Annotated in this window: 21 protein-coding genes; 12 read left to right on the forward strand and 9 right to left on the reverse strand. The window is 38.8% G+C overall.

From position 1 onward, the window contains the following. Positions 1-191: 191 nt before the first annotated feature. The 4 genes from L2567_RS17245 to L2567_RS17260 all read right to left on the reverse strand — a co-directional run bounded on the left by L2567_RS17245 (position 192) and on the right by L2567_RS17260 (position 5,424). Entirely contained in the window at positions 192-1,781 is a 1,590-nt protein-coding gene (locus L2567_RS17245) for a T9SS type A sorting domain-containing protein (protein WP_235299062.1), read from the reverse strand. Beyond that, positions 1,778-3,337 carry a T9SS type A sorting domain-containing protein gene (locus tag L2567_RS17250; RefSeq protein ID WP_235299063.1) on the reverse strand — a complete coding sequence of 520 codons (1,560 nt, stop codon included), beginning with the start codon at positions 3,335-3,337 and terminating at the stop codon, positions 1,778-1,780. The genes L2567_RS17245 and L2567_RS17250 overlap by 4 nt, the downstream gene beginning before the upstream one ends. Further along, positions 3,334-4,008: a T9SS type A sorting domain-containing protein gene (locus tag L2567_RS17255; RefSeq protein ID WP_235299064.1), complete on the reverse strand. Its 675-nt coding sequence runs from the start codon at positions 4,006-4,008 to the stop codon at positions 3,334-3,336. The genes L2567_RS17250 and L2567_RS17255 overlap by 4 nt, the downstream gene beginning before the upstream one ends. Before the next feature lie 93 nt (positions 4,009-4,101). After that, positions 4,102-5,424, reverse strand: coding sequence for a right-handed parallel beta-helix repeat-containing protein (locus tag L2567_RS17260; RefSeq protein WP_235299065.1), 1,323 nt, complete (start codon positions 5,422-5,424; stop codon positions 4,102-4,104). Positions 5,425-5,574: 150 nt separating this feature from the next. Here L2567_RS17260 and L2567_RS17265 point away from each other — a divergent pair, with 150 nt between their 5' ends. From L2567_RS17265 to rfaD, 10 genes are all read left to right on the forward strand, one after another. Next, complete coding sequence (locus L2567_RS17265) at positions 5,575-6,789, forward strand: hypothetical protein (RefSeq protein WP_235299066.1); 1,215 nt, start codon at positions 5,575-5,577, stop codon at positions 6,787-6,789. Positions 6,790-6,879: 90 nt separating this feature from the next. After that, a complete protein-coding gene (locus tag L2567_RS17270; protein ID WP_235299067.1) occupies positions 6,880-7,425 on the forward strand; it encodes a YceD family protein in 546 nt (181 codons plus the stop codon). Positions 7,426-7,437: 12 nt separating this feature from the next. Then, positions 7,438-7,629: a 50S ribosomal protein L32 gene (rpmF, locus tag L2567_RS17275; protein ID WP_235299068.1), complete on the forward strand. Its 192-nt coding sequence runs from the start codon at positions 7,438-7,440 to the stop codon at positions 7,627-7,629. A 228-nt stretch (positions 7,630-7,857) separates the two neighbouring features. Then, entirely contained in the window at positions 7,858-8,238 is a 381-nt protein-coding gene (locus tag L2567_RS17280; RefSeq protein ID WP_235299069.1) for a RidA family protein, read from the forward strand. Positions 8,239-8,333: 95 nt separating this feature from the next. Next, positions 8,334-9,374 (forward strand): tryptophan--tRNA ligase, encoded by a 1,041-nt coding sequence (trpS, locus tag L2567_RS17285; protein WP_235299070.1) that lies wholly within the window; start codon positions 8,334-8,336, stop codon positions 9,372-9,374. A 29-nt stretch (positions 9,375-9,403) separates the two neighbouring features. Then, positions 9,404-10,012 carry a fumarylacetoacetate hydrolase family protein gene (locus L2567_RS17290; RefSeq protein ID WP_235299071.1) on the forward strand — a complete coding sequence of 203 codons (609 nt, stop codon included), beginning with the start codon at positions 9,404-9,406 and terminating at the stop codon, positions 10,010-10,012. Positions 10,013-10,072: 60 nt separating this feature from the next. Then, positions 10,073-11,326 (forward strand): methionine adenosyltransferase, encoded by a 1,254-nt coding sequence (metK, locus tag L2567_RS17295; protein WP_235299072.1) that lies wholly within the window; start codon positions 10,073-10,075, stop codon positions 11,324-11,326. Next, the gene (locus L2567_RS17300; protein ID WP_235299073.1) at positions 11,316-11,894 is read left to right on the forward strand and encodes an O-methyltransferase; all 579 of its coding nucleotides are present in this window, start codon (positions 11,316-11,318) and stop codon (positions 11,892-11,894) included. Before metK ends, L2567_RS17300 begins: the two co-directional genes overlap by 11 nt. Before the next feature lie 118 nt (positions 11,895-12,012). Further along, complete coding sequence (gene gcvP, locus L2567_RS17305) at positions 12,013-14,892, forward strand: aminomethyl-transferring glycine dehydrogenase (protein ID WP_235299074.1); 2,880 nt, start codon at positions 12,013-12,015, stop codon at positions 14,890-14,892. Further along, positions 14,889-15,854, forward strand: coding sequence for an ADP-glyceromanno-heptose 6-epimerase (gene rfaD, locus L2567_RS17310; protein ID WP_235299075.1), 966 nt, complete (start codon positions 14,889-14,891; stop codon positions 15,852-15,854). Before gcvP ends, rfaD begins: the two co-directional genes overlap by 4 nt. 2 nt (positions 15,855-15,856) lie before the next feature. Here rfaD and L2567_RS17315 read toward each other — a convergent pair whose 3' ends face one another. Beyond that, positions 15,857-16,303: a DUF4348 domain-containing protein gene (locus tag L2567_RS17315; protein WP_235299076.1), complete on the reverse strand. Its 447-nt coding sequence runs from the start codon at positions 16,301-16,303 to the stop codon at positions 15,857-15,859. After that, positions 16,287-16,934 carry a 4'-phosphopantetheinyl transferase family protein gene (locus L2567_RS17320; RefSeq protein WP_235299077.1) on the reverse strand — a complete coding sequence of 216 codons (648 nt, stop codon included), beginning with the start codon at positions 16,932-16,934 and terminating at the stop codon, positions 16,287-16,289. The genes L2567_RS17315 and L2567_RS17320 overlap by 17 nt, the downstream gene beginning before the upstream one ends. A 91-nt stretch (positions 16,935-17,025) precedes the next feature. On the opposite strand from L2567_RS17320, the gene dcd reads away from it, so the two are divergent. Next, on the forward strand, positions 17,026-17,562 hold the full coding sequence (gene dcd / locus L2567_RS17325) for a dCTP deaminase (protein WP_235299078.1): 537 nt from the start codon (positions 17,026-17,028) through the stop codon (positions 17,560-17,562). Here dcd and L2567_RS17330 read toward each other — a convergent pair. Continuing rightward, positions 17,559-17,858: a rhodanese-like domain-containing protein gene (locus tag L2567_RS17330; protein WP_235299079.1), complete on the reverse strand. Its 300-nt coding sequence runs from the start codon at positions 17,856-17,858 to the stop codon at positions 17,559-17,561. The two genes, dcd and L2567_RS17330, sit on opposite strands and share 4 nt — an antisense overlap. 1 nt (position 17,859) lies before the next feature. Further along, positions 17,860-18,648, reverse strand: coding sequence for a PASTA domain-containing protein (locus L2567_RS17335; protein ID WP_235299080.1), 789 nt, complete (start codon positions 18,646-18,648; stop codon positions 17,860-17,862). Between the two features lie 101 nt (positions 18,649-18,749). Between L2567_RS17335 and L2567_RS17340 the strand changes: the two genes are divergently transcribed. Further along, entirely contained in the window at positions 18,750-20,042 is a 1,293-nt protein-coding gene (locus L2567_RS17340) for an MATE family efflux transporter (RefSeq protein WP_235299081.1), read from the forward strand. 7 nt (positions 20,043-20,049) lie between these two features. Here the strand turns inward: L2567_RS17340 and L2567_RS17345 are convergent, their stop codons facing one another. Further along, complete coding sequence (locus L2567_RS17345; RefSeq protein ID WP_235299082.1) at positions 20,050-23,634, reverse strand: reprolysin-like metallopeptidase; 3,585 nt, start codon at positions 23,632-23,634, stop codon at positions 20,050-20,052. Between the last annotated feature and the right edge of the window lie 14 nt (positions 23,635-23,648).

A 23,648-nucleotide genomic window follows, 5' to 3' on the forward strand; every position in this document is an offset into this window, starting at 1 on the left:
TGGCAAGTCTACTTTAATGAGCAATGATATGGGATGTTTTAAAGTAATTTGTAATTTATTATAATGGGAAATTCTCTACCGTTTTTTTTCTGGAGATTTCGAATTTTATGAACTAGAATTGACTAGAAAAGTTTTATTAGGTGTAAAAATTTCCAGTATGCTTCATATTCATTAGCGTCTTTTATTATCTTTTATAAATTACTACTCCTTCTAGATCTTAATAAATCTGGCAATGTAGGCTTTCTTATTTTTTTATCAAAAATTTGTACAATGTATTTACCCGTTTGTAAACTGGAAATGTCTATAGAATTGTTAGCGACTAAGGAAATTTGGGCATTCACTATGGATCGGCCATCTATAGAAAAAAGTCTAAATTTAAGATCACTAGAGTTTTGATTTTTTAAACTCGGTAGGTAAATAAAATCCGATGATGGGTTAGGGTATGCATTGAATGCAGTAATATCACGCACTTCGTTGTTTTCTTCTTGTGTGGAAGATGTGAAAGATAATAGATCATCACAATCATTCCTGAAGCATCCATTTGGAGGCAATTTTATTAATAGTCCTACATTCACTCTCGGTTCTACATCATCTCCCACATTGTCTAATTCTGATCGTCCTGCTGCAATTAATGATCCATCAGATAATTCTATGACGTCATGAATTATACTGTTGTCTATTTCACCCTCCTTATTGAAATTAGTATATATGTATTCCCAGATTCGTTCTCCTGAATTCCTATCAAGCTCAGAAACATAGGCACTTGCAAAATTATCTACATTTCCTAAGTTCGGAAATTCCACACTGTCAGGATTGAAGAAATTCTCTTTGATTCCAAACGCGAATATATTCCCGTTCTCTCTTTCTGAGAACCCAGTAATTGTAACTGCGGTGAACTCTGCTGCTGCAAGGTCTGGAGCTTCCCAATGAATTCCTGAGGCCATGTTTTCATAATATTGCGCCCACCAGTTGGGAAAAGGAAGGTCTGGATTTCTTCCATTAAAGATATATTCAGTAGAATCGAAGAAGTGGAATGAAAATTTCCAAGGTTGAATGGAACCCCATTGATGAATAATGTTATTCTCCCCTTCTTCATCTATCCTTAAGATGCCACGACTATTTTCTGATTCAGGTATTCTTCCATTAAAGTATATATGAGCTAGCTTACCACTCACATGCAACGAGAAGAATTCCGAGGATGAATTCAAAAAGATTTCCGAACCCTTTAGGCTGTAAATTAAGGAGTCACGAGCCTGATCTATCTTAAGATATAATGCTTTATGATCTTCAGAATCATTGAAATATCCAGAAATATGAATGATTGAATCTGCAATAACCAATTGAGTAGGAACAAATTCAGGAAAGGAGTCAAGCGCAACGCGCAGAGTGTCCATAAGATCCAGATTATAATTGTATTCATTCAGGTACAATGAAGAATCTGGCTCATTGTACACCAATAGATAAATGCTGTTTGTGTCTTGGAAAGATCGAAATGAGGGTTGATCCCAGTCTCTATGCTGGGTTTTGTACTCTGGAAATATTGACTTAATCCTTATGAATTCTTTATTGTACTTAAATAAAAGGGGTTGTGTCCCTGCTCTATCTATATATTGACCACTGACTATGAAAGTTGAATCACTTGTTATGTGAATTTTAGAAAATTCAGTGTGATCATTAGCTGGGAAGAAAAGGCTCTCGTACTTGACGAAAGAAGTGTCACTTTGTGCATTAGAGATAATCGCAATCAATAATATTACGGCAACTGAGAATAAGTTTTTCATTTCTTTATTATCTTAAAAGTATAAGTTTCTTTTTTTTCTAGGTCAATGATATTAAGGAAATATATCCCAGCGCTAAGACTTGAAAAGTCGATTACACCCGAATCTGACATTCTCAACTCGGCATTTTGTACGCGTTTTCCTTCAACATTACTTACATTATATTTAAGTGTCCGATAGTCAATAATGTGAAGATCCTGAATATTTAGCTGATTGACCACAGGATTAGGATACACTTCTAAACTAGGATTGGAATCAAAAGTGATATTATTCGAAGAAGACAGAAAGGACTCCATACCCTCACAGTCACCAAGAAAACACCCATCTGGAGGTAATTTGATGATCCAGGGTTTTACTGCTACTATACGACCTTCTGGATCTTTTTCATCAAGTAAACCTACGCAGAAAAGATCCCTATTTTTTAAAACGGTCATTCCTGAAATACCATAAGTTTTAACTTTGCCGAAAGTATCATACTCTACGTAAGTTCTACCCCATTCTTTTTCTCCAGTTTCAACATTAATTTTTAGAAGATATGCAGTAAGATAGTCATCTAAATCGTCAGGTATCGGAAAATCAACCCCATTATATCCAAAGTGCCATTCTCGAACACCGTAAGCATAAATCATATCCTGTTCAATGGTGTAATTAATTATATCTGGAATATTAATATTAGTTGCAGGCAAGTCTTCTAATTCCCAAATCGTATCTAAATTGGTAGTCATCAGTACATGCTTTCCTCTAGGTGGGCCACCTGATAAGTGGCTGTAATATAATACTTTATCATCGAAGAATTTTGAAACATTAACATTCGAAGGACGGCTATATTGTCCAAAATCCTGACTAATGTACATATTGTTGGGGTTAATGGTTAGAATTCCATGATTTGGGCGGGTCCCGGGTTCGTCAAAGTTTTTCTTTGCAAAAAAATACACGTAAATATCTTCTTTATCTGAAAATGCTACTTGATGATACTGATGTCTACCATCATAATTTCCAGGAATAGTATCTAAAATAAGATCTGGAATCAATGAACTCTTATTTATTTTGACTAGAATCCCATTTTGCACATCAATTTTGTTAGCCCATCCTACAAGTACTATTGATTTATCATTAACAGCTATATCAACCCCAGCACATTCTATTGCGGCATTACCGCATGGATACAAATTCTGACTTAGTAAGTTGAGACTTGTATCTACTTTTGATAGTCTGAATTGAAAACTATCGTCAATCTTCACAACGTCGAAAATAAAAATGGTATCACTATATAAGACCATATTTTCGGTGCTTTGGGGAAAGAAATCAAAGAGCTTTGTTTCTAATACTGTGCCTTCACTATTGATCTTGGTAATATGTGAAGTAGGAATTCCATCGTCTGTAATATTTAGACCCAATACGTAAAGCGTTTCATTTTCACTCGATTCTACCCATCTGAATCTAATATTATTTTCAGTATAACCGAGGTCAGGAACAGCACTAAAGTATCCATTATCCTGCGAATACAGGATAATGGAATTTAATAACAATATGCTCAGAATGATTATTCTCGCATTCATATTTTACTAATTTTCTGCGAATGAAGAGTTCGTCCATTGGTGGAACGAATCATTACACCGTAAAGACCAGGTAAAAAATCTTCAGAATTAATGCTGATTACAGTTGTAGCCTCACCATTGATAAGATGAGACTGCTCGTAAATTTTCTGTCCAGAAATACTAAAAATTGTAACATTAACCTTGTTATCAGTTGTGCCTGCAATTTCTAAATTAATTTGATTAGATACAGGATTCGGAAATAGTGTTATATTTTGCTCACTAAAACTCCTATTTTTAACTGTGCTTTCCTCAGAAAATAGAGGTTTTTCATCCTTTAAGTTCAATTCACCAGTTAAAGCATGTAGCAGTGATCTTGCATATCCATCCAGGACATCTTTCTGATATGCAATGCTCTGTAATCTCATTTTATTAGCTGCTGATAAAACATATTTTTCACTTGATAGCCAGTCGATGACCAAGCTTTGAGTAAAAATAAAATCTTTCTCAGATCGATTCAAACTATGAGTTTCTGGAAGAGCAGTAAGATAGGTCCTTGCCTCTGCTAAATCTCCATTTGAAATCATTAGTCCTAGAATATATCTAGCGTGCATAAAGGAAAGAACGCCATAACTAAGCTTTAGTATTTCATAAGAATCACTTTCAAAATTGTTTACGATGTCCAAAAAATTCATCGACTGTTCACTATTTCTTGTGACGTTTATATCCTTGCTTTTTGCAGAAGCACCACAAGAAGCCACGTTACTTGCATCGAAAATATTTCCTGGTTAATTATACGGAACCTTAGTCGAAGATGTGGAAGTTCCAGTTTTTATGTGGTAATTAAAAACATCAGTGGTGCCATATCGACCTATTGCTTTAAATCTAGTTGTGAAAGAATTACCCGCTTCAGTAGTTGTGCCATCATGTTCCCCTAAAATACCAGGACTTGGTCCTACAGCATAAGTATTACCACTGTATCCTACATCCTTACTACTTGACCCGGTAAAACATTTTTGTTCAAATTCGAATCCAGAATTATCATAAAAGGCATAAATTCCGAACTCGCAATCATAAAATTTATTAAATTTACTTAGATTACTGTTGTTTCCAGTACTAGATAAGTAAATTCCTTCATAGGTTAAGTCTCTAAAGCTATTATCTTCAATAGTAAACCATCCATCACCTACTACATATACACCATAGCGGTCTCCGCCTTCGAATACATTGTTTGCAATAGTTATAGGAGATGTATTTCCAGGTGACAACATTAGTTTCTGGTATCCATCATCAAATATATTTCCGTCTATGTCGGAGACTTTGTTTCCTGAAAAAGTATGTTCAATAATAATAGAAGCTTCAGCACTACTATTAATATAGCTTCCGTCAAAGTTTGAACTATATACATCTACACCAGCATCCAAAGTGCTAATTGCCGAAGTGGAATAATTTAGAAAATCGCAATTGTTGTATTCCACACCTACAGTTTCCCAATGAGTGGCATTTTCATCCTGACCGTCAAACGTTACATTGACAAACTCACTTTTATTTTCAATATCATAATCAACAAACTCAGCGGCTCGGAAGCAGTTTTGGATAGTTGAATTCTCAACCAATATTAATCCACCGCGATAATCTTGCTCTTGTGGCCATCCTATTCCTCTAGAATTTGTAGAAAAAGCTGTCCATGCGTTTTCTATTAAGGAGTTGTTCTTAACCTCCACTACACCATTGGTAGCATAACCGATTTGAAAACCGGGCATAGTCTGAGATTGATTACTATAACCATCCACGAATATTCCACTCCATTCATTGGCACATGGAGCAGTAGTTATTGTGCCACCATCTATGATAAATTGCGAACCTCTTCGTACCAATACGTCCACACTTTCTCCCATTAGTAATGTTCCATTTAAAGTAAGTTTTGAAGTTGGTGCAAATTCTATTTCAGCATTATCCGCCAATTCTACTGTTCCATTTATTGTAATATTAGCTCCATGATCAATATATAAATCTCCGCCGATGTAATCATCATCAATGGTTTGAGTACCGCTGTAAGTCTTGCCTGATCCCATTCCAGCTGCTATTTGCACAGCAGCACATGCATACATTTTATTGTTTTGCCGGTTCAGGAATTGCAGTAAGGACAAGTCATCTTTACAATATTTTGGACAGAATAGGGTCAATGGGATGGAGAGGATTATAAGGTAAAGGTGGTTTGATTCCTGGGCTTTACTGAACAATTATTGCAAAATGATAGTTTGAAGCGAGACATGAAGGCTTCGTTATTTCTTTTGATTATTTGTTCCATTTTTATAGCTTGTGCTGTTGATAATCAGCACACAAACAAAGAAATTCCAATAGAATTGACCGATTATGAATGGAGAGTCCCTTTTAAATCCACGTTAGACACATCGGTGGAATTCACACGACTTTATGAAAGGGACGAGACCCTCTTACTATTTTTCCAAGACTCAATTGGTCAGTTTATAAAGAAATACAACAAGCTTGGTGGCAGTATCATATGGGAAACTGCCATACCTGAAACTTTTCATGTATGGACCAATAAAGAGCTTCGACCATCTAATCGAAGTTTTTATCTGAATGGAAATTTCGGATTGACTGGAAATGTAGACTTATCTGATGGCTCTTTTAATGACAATACTTTTGATGGTATGATTACAGATGTCATCTCATATGAGGAGACTGATGTGATAAGTTCTGACAAAGCGATCTATGTTTTGTCACGTGAAGGTACCCAGAATTTGGCATTGGTCAATCCGACCAGCACTAACCTAAAGTCATCTCATCAACTGATCCAAAATGAACTTGGAGATGTTTTTCTTTTAGAATACCTTGGAATAATAGGTCCACAAATAGGTAAGATCTATAGAAATATTTACCAGGTTTTATCTAAAGGCAATATTAACCTTAAGTTACTTACTCAGAGTGAGATTACAAAAGATGTTGAGTACTACGATGCTAGCTTATTCACAGATTTCACTTCAGATTCAATCATATTGTTGACCAAACGAGACAAAATCATAGGGTATCATATTTACAGTGGTTCGCAGACAGAATCGTCACCTTCCGTATTTAGTAGATATGGAAATAATGAATATAGGATTCATGAAGACATCATTGCAGTAAAACATAGTCCTAATGATATTATGATCTTGGATAGGAAAACACTTTCTGTCATTTCTCAACATGAAATTGGACAATTATACTCGATGAATCGCCAGGAGGTGGGGTTTATTAAGCAAAATCTGCTTGAGATTGGTAATTTTCTCCGTTTGTTCAATTATGAAAGGGGTAACTGGACCAATGTTTTTCATACGCCTACCGGTAGCAATGAGATTGGAGACTTTGGGGGTCTACACTTTCAAAGTCATACCATGGATCAAGAATACATCTACGTTTCTGATGAAATCTATTTGTATAAAATTAAAAAAGAAGATCTATTAAAAAATTAGGTGGTATACTAAGCGATATTTTATTTATCTAGTATTTCGTATTTCAAACCTTTATATTATCTTTGCACTCCTTTTGAAAAGTAAAATGTTATGAAGCGTCATAATACTTTCAATATTCCTTTTAAAAATGCACGTCTCGGCATTCATGAATACAAATTTCAGGTCGATTCGATATTTTTTAAGGATTATGAAAGCAAGACGATCGAGAAAGGAAATTTTGACATCGTGGTAGTCATGGATAAGAAGGAATCTATGTTGGATTTGGAATTCCAGATTGAAGGTGCGTATGAAGCACCTTGCGACAGATGCCTTGCCGATATTTCGATTCCGGTGGTATCCAAACAAAGAATACTGGTTAAATTCGATGATTTCGGAAAGGAAGATACAGATGAAGTCATCTACATTGGAACAGATGAGACCAATCTTAATGTGGCGGATTTGATCTATGAATTTGTATCAATCTCACTACCCATGTCTAATACCATCGATTGTGAGTCCAATAATTTTAAATATTGTGACGAAAAAGTGCTCGACTATTACGAAGAGTTAGAAGAGCAGGCAGAGCAGATAGAAGAGGAAGAGAAAGAAGAGAGTAGCAAAATCTGGGATGCATTAAAAGATATTAAGTTAAACTAAAAATATAGGGATATGGCACATCCGAAGTCAAGAATCTCAAAACAGAGAAAAAGAAAAAGAAGAACGCATAAAAAAGCTTCTGCTCCACAAATTGCTATCTGTAAAAATACAGGTGAAGCACATCTTTACCACAGAGCCTATTGGTCTGAAGGAAGTCTGTATTATAAAGGTAAAGTAGTGATAGAAGCGGCGGAGGAACTGTAGTTTTCTCTCTAAAGTTATAGCGAATAGCTCCTTTTCCTTTATGGATTAGGGGCTATTTGTGTTTATGTTGGAGGAGGAGAGGAGTAGTGGGAGGTTAAAGTGAGGGGGGATTAATGAAGAATTACGAATTGCGAATTGCGAATTGCGAGTTGCGAATGAAGAATTACGAATGACGAATTACTAATTGCGAATTGCGAATTACGAGCACCGAACAACAAAAAAATATCAATGAAAAAAATAATCAACACAGATAACGCTCCAGCTCCTGTAGGTCCATACAATCAATCAGTTTTGGCAGGCAATACACTCTACGTTTCCGGTCAAATTGCCCTGGATCCTGATACGGGCGAGTTGAGAACAGACAGCATCGAAACAGAAACGCACCAGGTAATGAGGAATCTGACCGCGGTTTTGGATGCAGCGGGAATGACATTTGACAATATTGTCAAATGTTCTGTTTTTGTTGCAGATATGGAAATGTATGGGAGAATTAACGCGGTTTATGCAGAATATTTTGATGAAGATTCTGCACCTGCCAGGGAACTGGTGGAAGTCGCAAACCTTCCTAAGTATGTCAATGTGGAGATCAGTGTGATTGCTGTCAAATAATCGATAAGAATAAGGAAGAAAAATGAATTGCGAAACGCGAACCGCCAAAGCGAATGGCATGCAGCCATCAATGAATAGCGAAAAAACTTTTAAAAGTGAGCGATAACATCAAACAAAAACAAATCTCCAAAAAAAAATCAATCCTGTCCTGCATCCAACCCACAGGCGATATGCACCTTGGAAACTACTTTGGTGCCGTTAAGAACTGGGTGGACTTACAGAAGGATTACACTTGCTTTTATGGAGTGGTGGACTACCATGCCATGACGATGCCTTACGATGTGAAAAAGCTGAGAAACAATACCTGGGAATTGATTTTCAACTTGATGGCAGTAGGAATCAAACCTGAAAATCTTTTCGTCCAATCTCTTATTCCTGAACATGCAGAGCTAGGATGGATATTCAATTGTTTTTGCTCCTATGGTCAACTGACGCGTATGACCCAATTCAAGGACAAAAGTGCACAAGTATCGCAAAGTAGTACAGACCAATTTATTTCTGTGGGCTTGCTGGACTATCCAGTTTTACAGTCTGCAGATATTTTAATTTATAGGGCTGATTATGTGCCAGTTGGAAAAGACCAGGAACAGCACCTGGAATTGACAAGAGATATAGCTGGACGTTTTAATCATTCCATTGGCAAAGAGTATTTTGTTCTGCCTGAAGGATTGTATACGGAAACACCTAAAATTCGATCTACTGCCGATCCCAGTAGAAAAATGTCTAAATCAGCTGGTGATAAACACTATATCTCTCTTTTCGAAGATGAAGCAAGAATAAGAAAACAAATCAAGTCAGCCGTCACCGATACGGGTGATGCGCAGGAAGGTCAAATGTCAGAAGGCGTCACTAATTTATTTGAATTGCTGAAAGTTAGCGGTGGAAAAGAGGAATATGAAAGTCTGACTCATGATTACAACGCAGGTAACTTAAGGTATTCTGATCTAAAGCAAGCAGTTGCAAATCAGTTGGTTACATTGACCAATGATTTTAAAGACCGAAAAAATGAAATTGTCAAGCAAAAGAAGGATATTAAATATCAGATCAAGCAATCTTCTGCCGAAATCAGGAAAAGAGCACAAGAAACCTTAAGGGAAGTTAAGGATATGGTTGGTCTTTTAAATGTGAAACTCTAAGTAATAAGTTAACAACCCTTAATTCAAATATGAAAATCATCTGTATCGGTCGCAATTACATTGACCACGCTAAAGAACTTAATAATCCTGTGCCTTCTCAGCCATTGGTGTTCATGAAACCGGCCACCGCCCAACTTAAGAATGGCAGTGATTTCTACTATCCTGAGTTCTCTGAAAACATTCATTATGAATTAGAATTGATCTTAAAAATCAGCAAAAATGGAAAGTATATCGAAAAGAAATTTGCTGAGAATTATTACGACGAAATTGGACTGGGAATTGATTTTACAGCCAGGGATCTCCAGGATAAATGCAAGGAAAAGGGACACCCCTGGGAAATTGCAAAAGCATTCGATCACTCCGCTGTCGTTGGAGACTTCATAAATAAAGAGGATATTCAGCAAGACCATATTGACTTTAGACTTGTCAAAAATGATGATGTTGTTCAACAAGGCAATTCTAAGGATTTGATTTTTCCTTTTGACACCTTAATTGAGCATGTTTCAAAGTTCTTTACCTTGAACAAAGGGGATCTGATTTTCACAGGGACACCAGCTGGAGTAGGGCCAATAAAAATTGGTGATCGACTTCAAGGATTTTTAGGGGAACATTCATTATTGACTTGTAATATTAAGTGATTTCTTAATAAATAATATCTTTGCGCTCAATTTACACATTGACATAAAATACATATATAAATGGCATATCTATTTACGTCTGAATCCGTTTCCGAGGGACACCCGGATAAAGTCGCTGATCAAATCTCAGATGCATTGGTTGATCACTTCATCGCCTTTGATCCCGAGTCCAAGGTGGCCTGTGAAACATTGGTAACTACAGGTCAGGTCGTATTGGCAGGCGAGGTGAAATCTCAGACTTATCTAGATGTCCAAAATATTGCCAGAGATGTCATTAAAAGAATAGGATACACAAAATCAGAATATATGTTCGAGGCCAATAGCTGCGGAGTTTTCTCAGCTATTCACGAGCAATCACCAGACATTAATCAGGGCGTGGACCGAGCCACCAAAGAAGAGCAGGGTGCAGGTGACCAGGGGATGATGTTTGGTTATGCCAGCAACGAGACAGAAAACTTCATGCCTCTTGCCCTTGACATTAGCCATAAGATTCTGGAGGAACTGGCCAGAGTGAGAAAAGAAGGGATAAATTTGACTTACTTGCGACCAGATGCCAAGTCTCAGGTAACCATCGAATATTCGGATGACAACAAACCTCAGAAAATTGATAGCATCGTAGTGTCCACTCAGCACGATGAATTCGCAGATGATGAAACCATGTTGGCACAAATCAAAAGAGACATCATCAACGTCATTATCCCTAATGTAAAGAATCAACTTAGTCCGGAATTACAGAAACTCTTTACGGATGATGTTACCTATCATATCAATCCCACTGGAAAGTTTGTGATTGGAGGACCTCATGGAGATACTGGATTGACAGGGCGTAAAATCATTGTAGACACCTATGGAGGGAAAGGTGCACATGGAGGTGGAGCATTTTCAGGCAAAGACCCTTCTAAGGTGGACAGGTCAGCAGCTTATGCTACCAGACATATCGCTAAAAACTTAGTGGCGGCAGGGCTATGTGATGAAGTCCTGGTTCAGGTTTCTTATGCCATTGGGGTCGTGGAGCCTACGAATTTATATATCAATACATATGGTACTTCTAAAGTGGATATGACCGATGGTCAAATCGCAGAAAAAGTATATGAAATCTTTGACATGCGTCCATATGCCATAGAAACACGTCTTAAATTAAGAACACCTATTTATTCTGATACAGCGGCTTACGGCCACATGGGACGTCAACCACAAACCAAAGTAGTATCATTTACTGATGGATCTGGTAATACCAAGGAAATGGAAGTAGAAACCTTTACCTGGGAAAAATTAGACTATGTGAACAAGGTAAAAAAAGCCTTTGGATTATAGTATTGTTGATATCCCGGATCTTATACCTGCATTAGAGCAACACTGTGATGAAATGGGATTTACCATGCCATCTGACCGACGGATAGGTGCGCTATTAAGGACGCTTTGCCTTTCAAAACCGGGAGGTCAATTTCTAGAATTAGGAACAGGTATAGGCCTTTCACTCGCCTGGATGGTTGATGGATTGACAAAAGGTTCAAATATTACCTCTGTCGATAATGACACGGAACTTATTGAATTTGTTTCTAATTATTTCGGAAATCATCCACAAGTCACCTTGAATTGTGTAGATGGCTGCCACTGGATTATTGCCAATAAACATCGCAGATTTGATCTGATTTTCGCCGATACATGGCCCGGAAAATATGAAATGATCGAAGAAACTTTGTCTATGCTCAAGACTGGTGGTTTTTATGTGATAGATGACATGAACGAGCAGGACAATTGGCCGGAAGGCCATGCTGAAAATGTGCATCGACTTACTGATTTGCTATCTCGAAGTGATGATTTGCAAGTCACAAAAATGAATTGGTCCACAGGCATCTTTGTTTGTGTCAAAATTACTTGACAAATCGCTGTGAAAGTTTCGTGAACAAATCTCAATTTTTAATATTTATAGTATCTATATTCATCGCAATTAGCTTAACAATGCTAACTTTGCGGCTGTTATAAACCAAGCGATAAAAATGCAGATAACTAATAAAGGAGATCGATTTGCAGACAGGCATATTGGTCCCTCTAAAGAAGCATTGAATGAGATGCTCAACACCTTGAATATTGCTGATTTAGATATGCTCATCGATGAGACCATTCCGTCTGATATTCGAATGAGAAAGGAGCTAGATATTAGCGAGGCCATGTCTGAATTTGAATATTTAAATCATATTAAAGCACTGGGTGAAAAAAATATAATAGCTGATAACTATATCGGCCAGGGTTACTACGGAACCATTACCCCATCAGTAATTTTACGAAATATCTTTCAAAATCCGGGTTGGTATACACAGTACACGCCCTATCAGGCCGAAATTGCCCAGGGACGATTGGAAGCCTTATTGAACTTTCAGACCATGGTCTCTGACCTGACTGGCATGGCATTAGCCAATGCTTCTTTGCTCGATGAGGGTACTGCGGCGGCCGAAGCGATGTCCATGTTCTACGGTCTTAAAAACAAGCGGGCCAAAGACGAACCGGTCAGCAAGATTTTTGTGGACAGTGGAGTATTTGACCACACGGTAGAAGTATTGTTGACCAGAGCCGAGCCTATGGATATCGAAGTGGTGATGGGTGATTGGAAGGAGATGGATCTGGAGGATCAGTACTTTGCAGTTCTGCTTCAATACCCGGACAAACATGGCGAAATTGAAGATTTCAGAAACTTTGTATCGAAACTGAGTGATAAAGGCATCTATTCCATATTTGCGGCGGATTTATTAAGCTTAGCCCTGATCACTCCTCCGGGAGAATTTGGCGCTGACGCAGTGGTCGGTTTGACTCAAAGATTTGGGGTGCCTATGGGTTTTGGTGGGCCTCATGCAGCGTATTTTGCTACCAGAGAGGATTTTAAGAGAAACATTCCCGGAAGAATTATCGGCGTGTCTAGAGACAGAGATGATAACTATGCACTGAGAATGGCGCTTCAGACCAGAGAACAGCACATCAAAAGAGATAAAGCTACTTCCAATATTTGTACAGCTCAGGCACTTTTAGCCATTATGGCCGGTATGTATGCGGTTTATCATGGCGAAGAAGGGATTAAAACCATTGCGGAGAACATTCATAAAAGAACTGCGTTTCTGGCTTCAGGACTTCTATCTCTGGGCTACGATTTAACTAGCGAATCCTTTTTTGATACCATTTCCATCAAATGCAGCAATGATCTCTTAACAAAAGTAAAAGATCAGGCATCAGAGCGTAGAATTAACTTCTTTTACGCTGATGGGGAAATAAGGATTTCTATTGATGAAACGAAGTCAGACCAACAAGTTCGTGATCTGTTGCAAATGTTCGCGGATATTAAGAGTGGCGACATTGCTCACGACTTCATGTCTGAAAATTCATATATTCCTACCAGTCTTCAGAGATCATCGGCTTACTTAACGCATGAGATATTCAACCAACATCACTCTGAAACTAAGATGATGCGCTATATCAAGTCTTTGGAAAACAAAGACCTGTCATTGGTTCATGCCATGATACCACTGGGATCATGTACCATGAAGCTAAATGCTGCATCTCAATTAATTCCGGTAAGTCTTCCTGAATTTGCGAACATTCACCCGTTTGCACCCTCTGACCAAACCAAAGGGTACATGGAGCTTATTCACGAGTTAGAAAAAGACTTGAGTACGATTACAGGTTTTGCAGCATGTTCGCTACAGCCTAATTCGGGTGCTCAAGGTGAGTATTCCGGACTTTTAACCATCGCTGCTTATCATAAAGAGAATGGGGAAGCACATAGAGATATTGCCCTAATTCCTTCATCCGCCCATGGTACCAATCCCGCGAGCGCAGTCATGACAGGAATGAAAGTGGTGGTTGTGAAATGTGATGAGAAAGGTAACATCGACGTCGATGATTTACGAGATAAAGCGGATCAACATTCAGCTTATTTGGCAGCCTTGATGGTGACTTATCCTTCTACTCATGGTGTGTTCGAGTCAAGGATAAAAGAAATATGCAAAATCGTGCACGATAATGGAGGTCTGGTGTATATGGATGGTGCCAATATGAATGCACAGGTAGGATTAACTTCGCCAGGCCATATCAATGCAGATGTGTGCCATCTTAATTTGCACAAAACTTTTGCCATTCCCCATGGTGGTGGAGGTCCAGGCATGGGGCCAATTTGTGTTAATGAGAAACTTAAGCCATTTTTACCAGGTCATATTTATGCGGACTGTGGTGGGAATAAAGCCATTAAGGCGGTGTCTGCAGCACCATATGGCAGCGCCAGTATTCTACTGATTTCATATGGATATATTAAAATGCTGGGTGCAAAAGGATTAGTGGAGTCGACGAGGTATGCCATTTTAAATGCTAACTACATTAAAGCCAGACTAGAAGAAGAGTATCAAGTTCTTTATACGGGCGAAAAAGGTAGAGCAGCCCATGAGCTGATCATTGATGTTAATCCTTATAAAAGTTTAAATGTAACTGCAGAAGACATTGCAAAGCGACTGATCGACTATGGTTTTCATGCTCCTACTTTGTCATTTCCTGTAGCAGGTACATTGATGATTGAACCGACTGAAAGTGAGAGCAAGGATGAATTGGATCGTTTTTGTGATGCCATGTTGGAGATTAAGAAAGAATTGAATGAAATAGCTACCGGAGAGGCAGATAAAGACAATAATGTACTGTCCAATGCGCCTCATACCTTAGCCATGCTGACCAGTGATGAGTGGAAATTGCCTTATACCAGAAGCAAGGCTGCCTATCCTCTATCGTATTTGCACCAGAATAAATTTTGGGCATCTGTACGAAGAGTGGACAATGCATATGGTGACCGTAATCTGATTTGCACCTGTCCACCTATGGAAGCTTACGAAGAGGCGGAAGCATGATCATCGTCACGGGAGCGGCAGGTTTTATCGGATCATGTATGATTCGTTATCTCCAGGATGAGGAATATTCCGACATTGTGGCAATTGACAATTTCCGGGTAGAGAAAAAAGAAAAAAATTACATCCATAAGGAGGGTATACTAAAGATCGATCGCAGGGAAGCCTTTAGTTTTATTTCGACCAATTCGAGTGATATCAGAGCGATCGTGCACTTAGGTGCCAGAACCGATACAGTGGAAACTGATCCTGCTATCTTTCAGGATTTGAATGTCAATTATTCTAAAAAAATATGGGATCTCTGTGCTACACTTGACATACCTTTAATTTATGCATCTTCAGCAGCTACATACGGTAATGGAGAACACGGCTTCGACGATCATTTGGATGATATTTCAGTATTGAAACCTATGAATGAATATGGTCGGTCTAAGCAAATATTCGATGAATGGGCGCTTGAACGTAGCAAAAAACCACCATATTGGGTCGGATTGAAATTCTTTAATGTCTATGGTCCTAATGAGTATCACAAAGACAGGATGGCCTCTGTTATTTTTCATGCTTTTTCACAAATTCGAAAGACCGGTCACATGAAGCTCTTCCGCTCTCATAAGCCAGAATTTAAAGACGGGATGCAATTAAGAGACTTTATTTATGTCAAGGATGTATGTCAATGCATCATTTCTCTAATATATCAGCCGATCGATTCCGGCATTTATAATCTGGGTACTGGACAAGCCAGATCATTCCTGGATTTGGTCAATGCCACATTCGAGGCCATGGAGATAGAACGCCAAATAGAGTACATTGACATCCCTAAAGACATTCGTGACAATTATCAGTATTTTACTGAGGCAGAGATGGGCAAATTAAAGCATCAAATGCCAACTCTGAATTTTTATTCTCTAGAAAAGGGTGTAGATGATTATGTGAAAAATTATTTATTGCCAGGTAAATACCTATAGCCTCACCAATTTTTTTCCTCGGTTCCGTAGTAAATCAGACTCCAGGTCGAATCTACTTTGCCCCATCGCCTTTCAATTGTCAGTAAGCCCATGTTATCCTGAATTTTCTCGATCACCAAATCTCCCAGTACCGTAAAAGATCTGGAATACCCGGCATCCATGTTAAAAGGTCGATGAAGTTTCCATGAATCTGAAACATAAGTTTTTTCTAAGGTGAGTGTTTCCATGGAGTCTCGGCTAGTCATTTCACCTTTCAACGGAAAAACGATGTGACTCATCTGAAAAGATGAATCGGAATGAAACTGGTCATAGAAGTCATGAAAGCCGTCTGGTAATTCAGTCTGTAATCCGGATTCTTTCACAGGCTCTTCCTGTAATTCCGGCTTGCTATTGTTACAGCTTGTAAGGAAACAAGCACAGAATATTATTAATTTAAATGGCTTCGGCATACACTAGAATATGTGAATTGATTTTCATCGCTTCTAACTTGAAATCTGATTGATAATCTTCTTTTTCGAATCGTCCTATAAATGTGATGGGTGAGCCATTCCATTCGTTCACATGGATATCCATATGCTTTTTGAAATCCACCGATTTCTTTCCATACGCTTTAAAGAGCGATTCTTTAGCTCCCCAAATAATGTGCATTACTTCAATGTGTTTGTCCTCCGATATATTGTCTAAATCTGACCATTCTCTTTCATTCATAAACTTAGGTGCTATTCGATCGATCTTACTGACAATAAATTGGATGTCGATACCGACCAATGACTTAGAGGCAATGGCTGCTGACATACCATGGGAGTGGCTGAAAGAAATGTGATGTTTTGAATCGTGGATGTAAGGTTTACCATGTTGATCTTTCAGAATAACAGCCCTCTGCGTTCGTTTAGACATCAGGTGTATCAAATGGCGGGACGACAGCCATTCTATACTTCTTCGTCCTTTCATATCAGCAACCAGATCTTGTTCCTCTGAGGTGAGTGCGAGCTCATTTTCGAAGTATGCATCATCTTCCTCAATCATCCAAACACCTAGCATGGCTCCTCCAAATACCTGTTTATCTATGTAGTGCGGCATGGCCCAAAAATAAGGTATTATCTTCTAATATACGCATAAAGAAAGGTGGATGAAATTTGTCTATATTTGCACGCACTTAAAAAAGTCATATATGATTCTTACAGATGTGAGTATAAAACAGGCCATAGAGAATGGTGAAATCATTATAGATCCTTATAGACCTGATTGCCTGGGTACCAATTCATATGATGTCCATCTTGGAAAGTATCTAGCGATTTATAAGGATGAAATTCTCGATGCAAAAAAACACAATGAGATAGAAGAAATCATTATTCCTGAGGAAGGCTATGTACTTAAGCCGGGAGAACTTTATTTAGGCGTGACAGAAGAGTACACGGAAACTCACAACTCTGTTCCATTTTTAGAAGGTAAATCAAGTGTAGGTCGACTTGGAATTGATATTCACGCCACTGCGGGTAAAGGTGATGTAGGCTTTTGTAATACCTGGACACTGGAAATTTCATGCACTAAACCGGTTAGGGTCTATGCTGGAATGCCTATAGGTCAACTCATCTATTTTATGGTAGATGGAGAGATCCACAACTACTACAATAAGAAAAAGAATGCTAAATACACGGAACGGACCATTAAGCCGGTGGAGTCGATGATGTGGAAAAACAGTTTTTAAAGCCCTTTACGGTTCCATTCCAGCATTCCACCCACCAGATTTCTTACATTTTTAAAACCCATCTGCTCCATGAATGCTTTAGCTTGTCCGCTTCTATTTCCGGAACGACAATAAACCACGATTTCCTTTTCCTTCGCATCTTCGTAGTCTTCTAGGTTGGCGGGAAGAGTTCCCAGTGGTATGTGATCGCCACCTACATGAAATTCAGCCCTTTCATAGTCCTCTCTAACATCGATCAGAATGAAGTCATCCTTAGCGTCTAATTTATCTTTCAGTTCTTCTACTTGAATATCCATTTTAATTGCAATTAACTGGTTTGTTCTGAGATATGGTCAATGTGATCTCGTCTCCTATTTTTATGAGTCCTTCGGGATTGTAAGTGGGGTTCTGTCCCACCACATAGGCAGAATTAGCATCAGCCACTTCCCCTGAAGAAACAATCTGGCCTACATTTAGTTTTAAACTTTCTATTAAGAATTGAGCAGATTCCAGATCCATGCATACCAGATCAGGTATGCCCATCTCTCCTCCGTATCTTTTACTTAAAACAAACTGTAATGTTCCACCTTTTTCAATCTCCACTTCATTATTGCGGCCTTCGCTGGATATAATTTTCTGGCCCTCATAGTAGACTTCCAAAATATGGTTAGGCTCTCCCGGGTCATAGATGTAATCCCTCACCTCTGAATTGATATCCATAAAACCTAATTCTTTGCTTTTTCTTTCAAAATCCCTTCCATACAAGCTGGGAAGACTACTGACTTTGATTTGATCAGCCAGATATTTCGTTGTGGTTACGTATACTTTCCGATTTTCCTTGACCTTACTATCAGGTTTTGGATTCTGGTCAATGATGATTCCACCTTGACGGCCAATTAAATGCACAGAATCATTTACTATGATTTCAAATGTCTCTTTTTGGGCCAATTGAGAAGCTTCCGTCAATGGCATGTCCACAAAATTAGGTAGGATTAGCTTCTGTCCGTGATTGGTATATGACCTAAGCCACAAGAGGACCAAAAGGAAGATGACCACGAAAAAAAGTGCGATAAAAAGAAGATTCTTTATAAATGACTTGCTTGTCAAAAATTTAAATATTGAATTTGCCAATAAAATTAATTCATTTAAAACGCGAAATATAGCTATTAAAGGTGATTAATCAATGATATATTGTGCTCAATTGTAATATGAATAAAGAAATCCTCCGGCTTGCTATTCCCAATATTATAAGCAATATTTCCATCCCTTTGCTATCTTCTGTGGATACTGCTTTGATGGGGCATTTGTCAGCGCTGGAATTGGGTGCGGTGGGCATCGCATCTATGATCTTCAATTTTGTTTACTGGAACTTTGGTTTTTTACGGATGGGCACAACAGGTATGACAGCCCAGGCCTTTGGTCAAAAGAATGAACAGGAAATTGCTGCGCTACTACAGCGATCCTTGCTGCTTTCATTCGGCATTGCATTCGCGATCATTTTACTCATGACACCCATTGGTTCAGCGGCTTCTTACCTGATGAATGTCACCACAGAGCAGCAAAGCTTTGTCGATGATTACTTTTACACCAGAATATGGGCCGCACCCGCTACTCTTGGCCTGTATGCTCTGTTGGGCTGGTATTTCGGAATGCAGAATGCAAAAGTGCCTCTTTTAATCACGGTTTTTATAAATTTGGTAAATATTGCCGCCAGCTATTATTTTGTAAGAATAGAAGACTATGGTATTAAAGGTGTGGCATGGGGAACAGTCATTGCTCAATACCTGGGCTTGTTCCTTTCTATTGGAATAATCATCTATCAATATGGTAGATTTCTCAAGAGCATTCCGGTTAAAATTTTATTAGCCCGCAAAAAAATCAAAAGATTCTTGAATGTCAATCGAGATATTTTCATTCGCACAATTTGCTTGACATTTGCTTTTGGATTTCTCTACAGCCAGGCATCTTTAAAAGGAGAATTATTCCTTGCTGCGAATGTTATCTTATTGCAGTTTTTGAATTGGATGTCCTATGCCATCGATGGTTTCGCTTACGCTGCAGAAAGTTTGGTAGGCAAATATTTTGGTGCAAACGATCGTCAAAACACAAAGAAATCTATCAAATATATATTTTATTGGGGCTTGAGTTTTGCATTTGGATTTACATTATTGTTCTGGCTGGGAGGAGACGCCATTATAAGGATATTCAGCAATCAAGACGATGTGATCAATAAGGCCAATGAGATGCTAGTTTTGGTGATTATTTTGCCGTTGATTTCCTTTGCCTGCTATATTTGGGATGGGATATACATTGGACTTACTGCCTCCAAGTCAATGAGAAATGCCATGATTTTGGCAACTGCTATCTATTTGGGGATTTATTTCGGCTTAGATTTACTAACAGGTCAATCAATGATCTGGCTGGCCTTTATCATTTTCATGGGAGCCAGAGGATTAATCCAGACCGCTCTGTATAAACGATACGGGTTAAGACTTCAATAAAGAGAAGCTAGGGAACAATAATTTTTCTAACATCATTGATGGCATCACTTTGTACATTTAGGAAGTAAATGCCACTAGTTAGGTGACTGACATCTATTGAAAATTTCAAGTCAGATGCAGGAACTTTCTTTTGCAAGAGGCTACGACCTGTGGCATCCAGTAAATTAATGTGCCTGACTTCATGGTCGAACGTAAATTCAATCACTAGTCTGTTTCGAACAGGGTTTGGAAATACTTTAAACCTTGGAATTGATACATCTTCAGTATTGATGATGATGTCATTATCAATAAAAATATCGAAAGAAGTGATGCTGATCCAACCTCCTTCGCCATCCTGAACGGTGAAAAGGAAACTGTCCTGCTCACTTGTCCCGTCGTGCTGATAACTTATAGTCATTTCATTAAGGTTTTTCTGACTAAATTGGTCACCTTCCGATAGTACCTGATCCTCATTTCTTAAAATGCCACTTTGTGGTAAGCGAACCAATGTATAGACGAGTTCTTCTTCCGTATTATTACCATCCTCAGTCAAGAGTAACTCGGAAGATAATCTTCTGGCAAATCCATTAGGTAAGCCCATCTTTTCATTGTTAATCAATGAGGGACCATCTAAGACAGCATTGGAGCACACCTCCAAATTGTACTCCTGGACAGTTCCACCATTTCCTACTTTCGTATCTGTCAGCTTAAATAACCACTCTCCAGCGATTTGCTGTCCATTAAATGTGTCCAGCTTTTCCTGTGGTTTGAATGACAACCCCTGACTTAAGGGACAAGTCACTTCGCCCATAGCTTCATCATCGAATCCAAGATTAAAATTGGATTGATTTCCGCATTTATTTCTAAAAAGTAGCACCTTGGTCCCTTCGGGGCTAATGATTTCACCCTTTAATTCACTTACCCACGAGTGTGTCCCTCTAATCTTTTTGATATTGACATCTGTTACTTGTCCATCACCTATAATATTAATCGGCATATCTATCTCCAAAATACCTGATGGTGATATCCCAAGTGGAAGATCATTGTAACTGTAAGTATTACAACTTACGGCCTCTGTAGCGAAGGCATAAACTTCGGGATCCTCAGCCACGCCGCATTCATTCCTGGCGGTCACTTGCCAGTAATAAACGGTATTTTTATTCAGTATATCATCCAGAATAAAAAAAGTATCTTTTACATTCTCTTTATATAAGATATCACTTTGATTTTCATTAAAAGATGGATTGTCAGATAACTTAATGTCATACGATTGTGCATCTGAATCTCCTTTCCAGGAAAGGATTGGTGCTACACCATTACCTGAAGATCCTTGTTTGGGATGATCAAAGGCAACGTTTGAAAAGTCAGTCGAAACCAGGTCTAAAATAACTTCTCTGGTTAAGGTGTCTGTCAATGATGCCGCCTGAATTACAATGGGTATTATTCCTGTCAACGAAGCATTATTAAAGTCAAAGAGAGCTGTTGTTGTTTCTCCCGGAGCCACCTCAGATTTTGAGAATTCGACGGAAAGGTCTTCGGGCAGTTCAGTCAAAACTTCAAATGTGATGGGCTCATCATAGCCCAAAATACTTTCTGTCGTAAAATTAACCGAAACAGGCTGTGGAACACAATTGCGGATGTAACCAGGAGTATATGAAAACAGAAATCCGGGAACCACGGGCTCTGCGATAGTAATATTTTGATCGTTAATGTCGAAAAATATGTTTTCAGCGGCTTTCACCTTCAGTCTAATGGCATCTCCCGGGAGATTGGGCATAAATACTTTTTCCTGACCATCATTGGGTGTATTTTCTAACAAAATCACATCATAAGTATATCCTCCGTCTTGCGATAGAAGTATATCTACAGCCTTGCATCCTACAATTTCATTGTCAGTATTGGCAACGTCCCATAAAACCTCGATTTCTTCTCCCACCTGGAAGGTGTCAGGTTGATTGGGAAAGTCAATGACAAATGGTCCTGCACTTTCCGTGGTATAAAAATCAATTTCTTCCCAGGCTACTCCTCCTGATTCCAGATTATTGTCTCGAACTACAAACTGAAAATTTAGATCGCGTTCGTATGAAGGTAAGACCTCCGTTTTAGAGCTTACATTATTGACAAGGAATTCTAAATCAGGGAAGACACGAGTTGGAGCGTGCGAAGGATAGGCAGAAACGAATAATGGGCTATTTCCCACGGGTTCACCAGGGATGGCCATTGGCCCTAAATTGAATTGCTCCCAGGTATAGGTAAGTTCATCTCCATCCTCATCCGTTGCTTCACCTATTAGTTCGAACGGTGTGCTAACCGGGATAGCAAATCCACCTTGTAAAGGCAGATTAATCTCAGGAATGTGGTTGTTTGTGGTGATAATGTTAGGACAGTTGCCACCCAGGCCTTCCCTGGTATAATTAGTCACTTCTATGATGGAACTTACGTGGAAGTAATCATCCGAGACAGAGGTAACATTGAGCTGTGAACCACACAAACCGCCATAAGACATAATTGTTGTGCCGCTGCCAGGCTCATAGGCAGTACCACTATTTTCGTTACCATTACAATTATTAAATGTATGATTAGAACCCAGTTGATGCCCTACTTCATGCGCAGCCACCCGAATGGCCATGGCAGTAATGTCATTATTATAGTGGCACGTCACACCGGCACCTTTATTTCCAGCACAGGCACTACGTATAGCCGCAATACCTCCCGTATCATCGCACCCTCTGGTGTAAACATGACCGATATCAAAGTTGGCAAATCCAATGGAATCCGTTAAGTACTTGGTATTTACAGCAAGCAATGAAGATCCGGTATTCCCATCGGTGTAAAAGTCATTTTCTGGGTCGGTATTAATCACCTTGTCGTTGTTATCTACAATCACTAATCGCACAGCGAAGTCATTCTCTAAAACCATATTCATTCTATTCACAGACTTCATCATTTCTCCGAGAACATCCTCAATTGAGGGTCCATAAAATGCACCGAATTCTCCTGTACAAGCCAGCGCAAATCGGTATTCCCGTAATGGCAATAAGGTTCCGGCACTTCGACTTTCGACCTTGAATGGATCTTGCTTCCCACTTTCCCCAATTGTACCGCAAGTTTGTTTGAATATATTTTCGTCTATGTGGTCCTTTGTGTAATAGGAAATGTAGAATTGATCTTGTTTGTCTGCATATCGATCAATGGAGTAGGAGGCACCAGGCTTTCTAACGGTGGCATAAAAACCCGTACTACTGAACCCAAAATAGACTCGCTCACTCTTTCTTTCAGGATGGTATCCCATATAAGTCTTGATGCCCGGATACTTGGCTGCGATTCCATCTTGCATCATTTTTGTTTCGAAAACGCTATACCCCACTTCTTTACCCTCCGGATCGATCAAATAAAATAGTTTTCCTTTATCGTCTGAATTAATATGGTTTGTTAAGTATTTTTTCATTTCATCGAAGTTCGCTTCTAAAACGCGATATGAAGTAGGTACGATCGAGCGTTCAGTTCGTATTTGCTTTTGAATGGATGATTCTTGTACTTCGGTAAAAAAAGATTGCCCGATAAGACCCTTGGCCAGAAAGCAGATCAATAAAAAGATAAAGTTATGCTTCATAAGATGCTCGTAAA

The sequence above is a fragment of the Portibacter marinus genome (assembly GCF_021533195.1).
Lineage (GTDB): Bacteria > Bacteroidota > Bacteroidia > Chitinophagales > Saprospiraceae > Portibacter > Portibacter marinus.

Bases quoted from the DNA above. Each gene is read 5' to 3' on its own strand.
- L2567_RS17245 (WP_235299062.1), bottom strand. From the start codon at position 1,781: ATGAAAAACTTATTCTCAGTTGCCGTAATATTATTGATTGCGATTATC.
- L2567_RS17250 (WP_235299063.1), bottom strand. From the start codon at position 3,337: ATGAATGCGAGAATAATCATTCTGAGCATATTGTTATTAAATTCCATT.
- L2567_RS17255 (WP_235299064.1), bottom strand. From the start codon at position 4,008: ATGAATTTTTTGGACATCGTAAACAATTTTGAAAGTGATTCTTATGAA.
- L2567_RS17260 (WP_235299065.1), bottom strand. From the start codon at position 5,424: ATGTATGCATGTGCTGCTGTGCAAATAGCAGCTGGAATGGGATCAGGC.
- L2567_RS17270 (WP_235299067.1), top strand. From the start codon at position 6,880: ATGAAGCGTCATAATACTTTCAATATTCCTTTTAAAAATGCACGTCTC.
- rpmF (WP_235299068.1), top strand. From the start codon at position 7,438: ATGGCACATCCGAAGTCAAGAATCTCAAAACAGAGAAAAAGAAAAAGA.
- L2567_RS17280 (WP_235299069.1), top strand. From the start codon at position 7,858: ATGAAAAAAATAATCAACACAGATAACGCTCCAGCTCCTGTAGGTCCA.
- L2567_RS17290 (WP_235299071.1), top strand. From the start codon at position 9,404: ATGAAAATCATCTGTATCGGTCGCAATTACATTGACCACGCTAAAGAA.
- metK (WP_235299072.1), top strand. From the start codon at position 10,073: ATGGCATATCTATTTACGTCTGAATCCGTTTCCGAGGGACACCCGGAT.
- gcvP (WP_235299074.1), top strand. From the start codon at position 12,013: ATGCAGATAACTAATAAAGGAGATCGATTTGCAGACAGGCATATTGGT.
- rfaD (WP_235299075.1), top strand. From the start codon at position 14,889: ATGATCATCGTCACGGGAGCGGCAGGTTTTATCGGATCATGTATGATT.
- L2567_RS17315 (WP_235299076.1), bottom strand. From the start codon at position 16,303: ATGCCGAAGCCATTTAAATTAATAATATTCTGTGCTTGTTTCCTTACA.
- L2567_RS17320 (WP_235299077.1), bottom strand. From the start codon at position 16,934: ATGCCGCACTACATAGATAAACAGGTATTTGGAGGAGCCATGCTAGGT.
- dcd (WP_235299078.1), top strand. From the start codon at position 17,026: ATGATTCTTACAGATGTGAGTATAAAACAGGCCATAGAGAATGGTGAA.
- L2567_RS17330 (WP_235299079.1), bottom strand. From the start codon at position 17,858: ATGGATATTCAAGTAGAAGAACTGAAAGATAAATTAGACGCTAAGGAT.
- L2567_RS17340 (WP_235299081.1), top strand. From the start codon at position 18,750: ATGAATAAAGAAATCCTCCGGCTTGCTATTCCCAATATTATAAGCAAT.
- L2567_RS17345 (WP_235299082.1), bottom strand. From the start codon at position 23,634: ATGAAGCATAACTTTATCTTTTTATTGATCTGCTTTCTGGCCAAGGGT.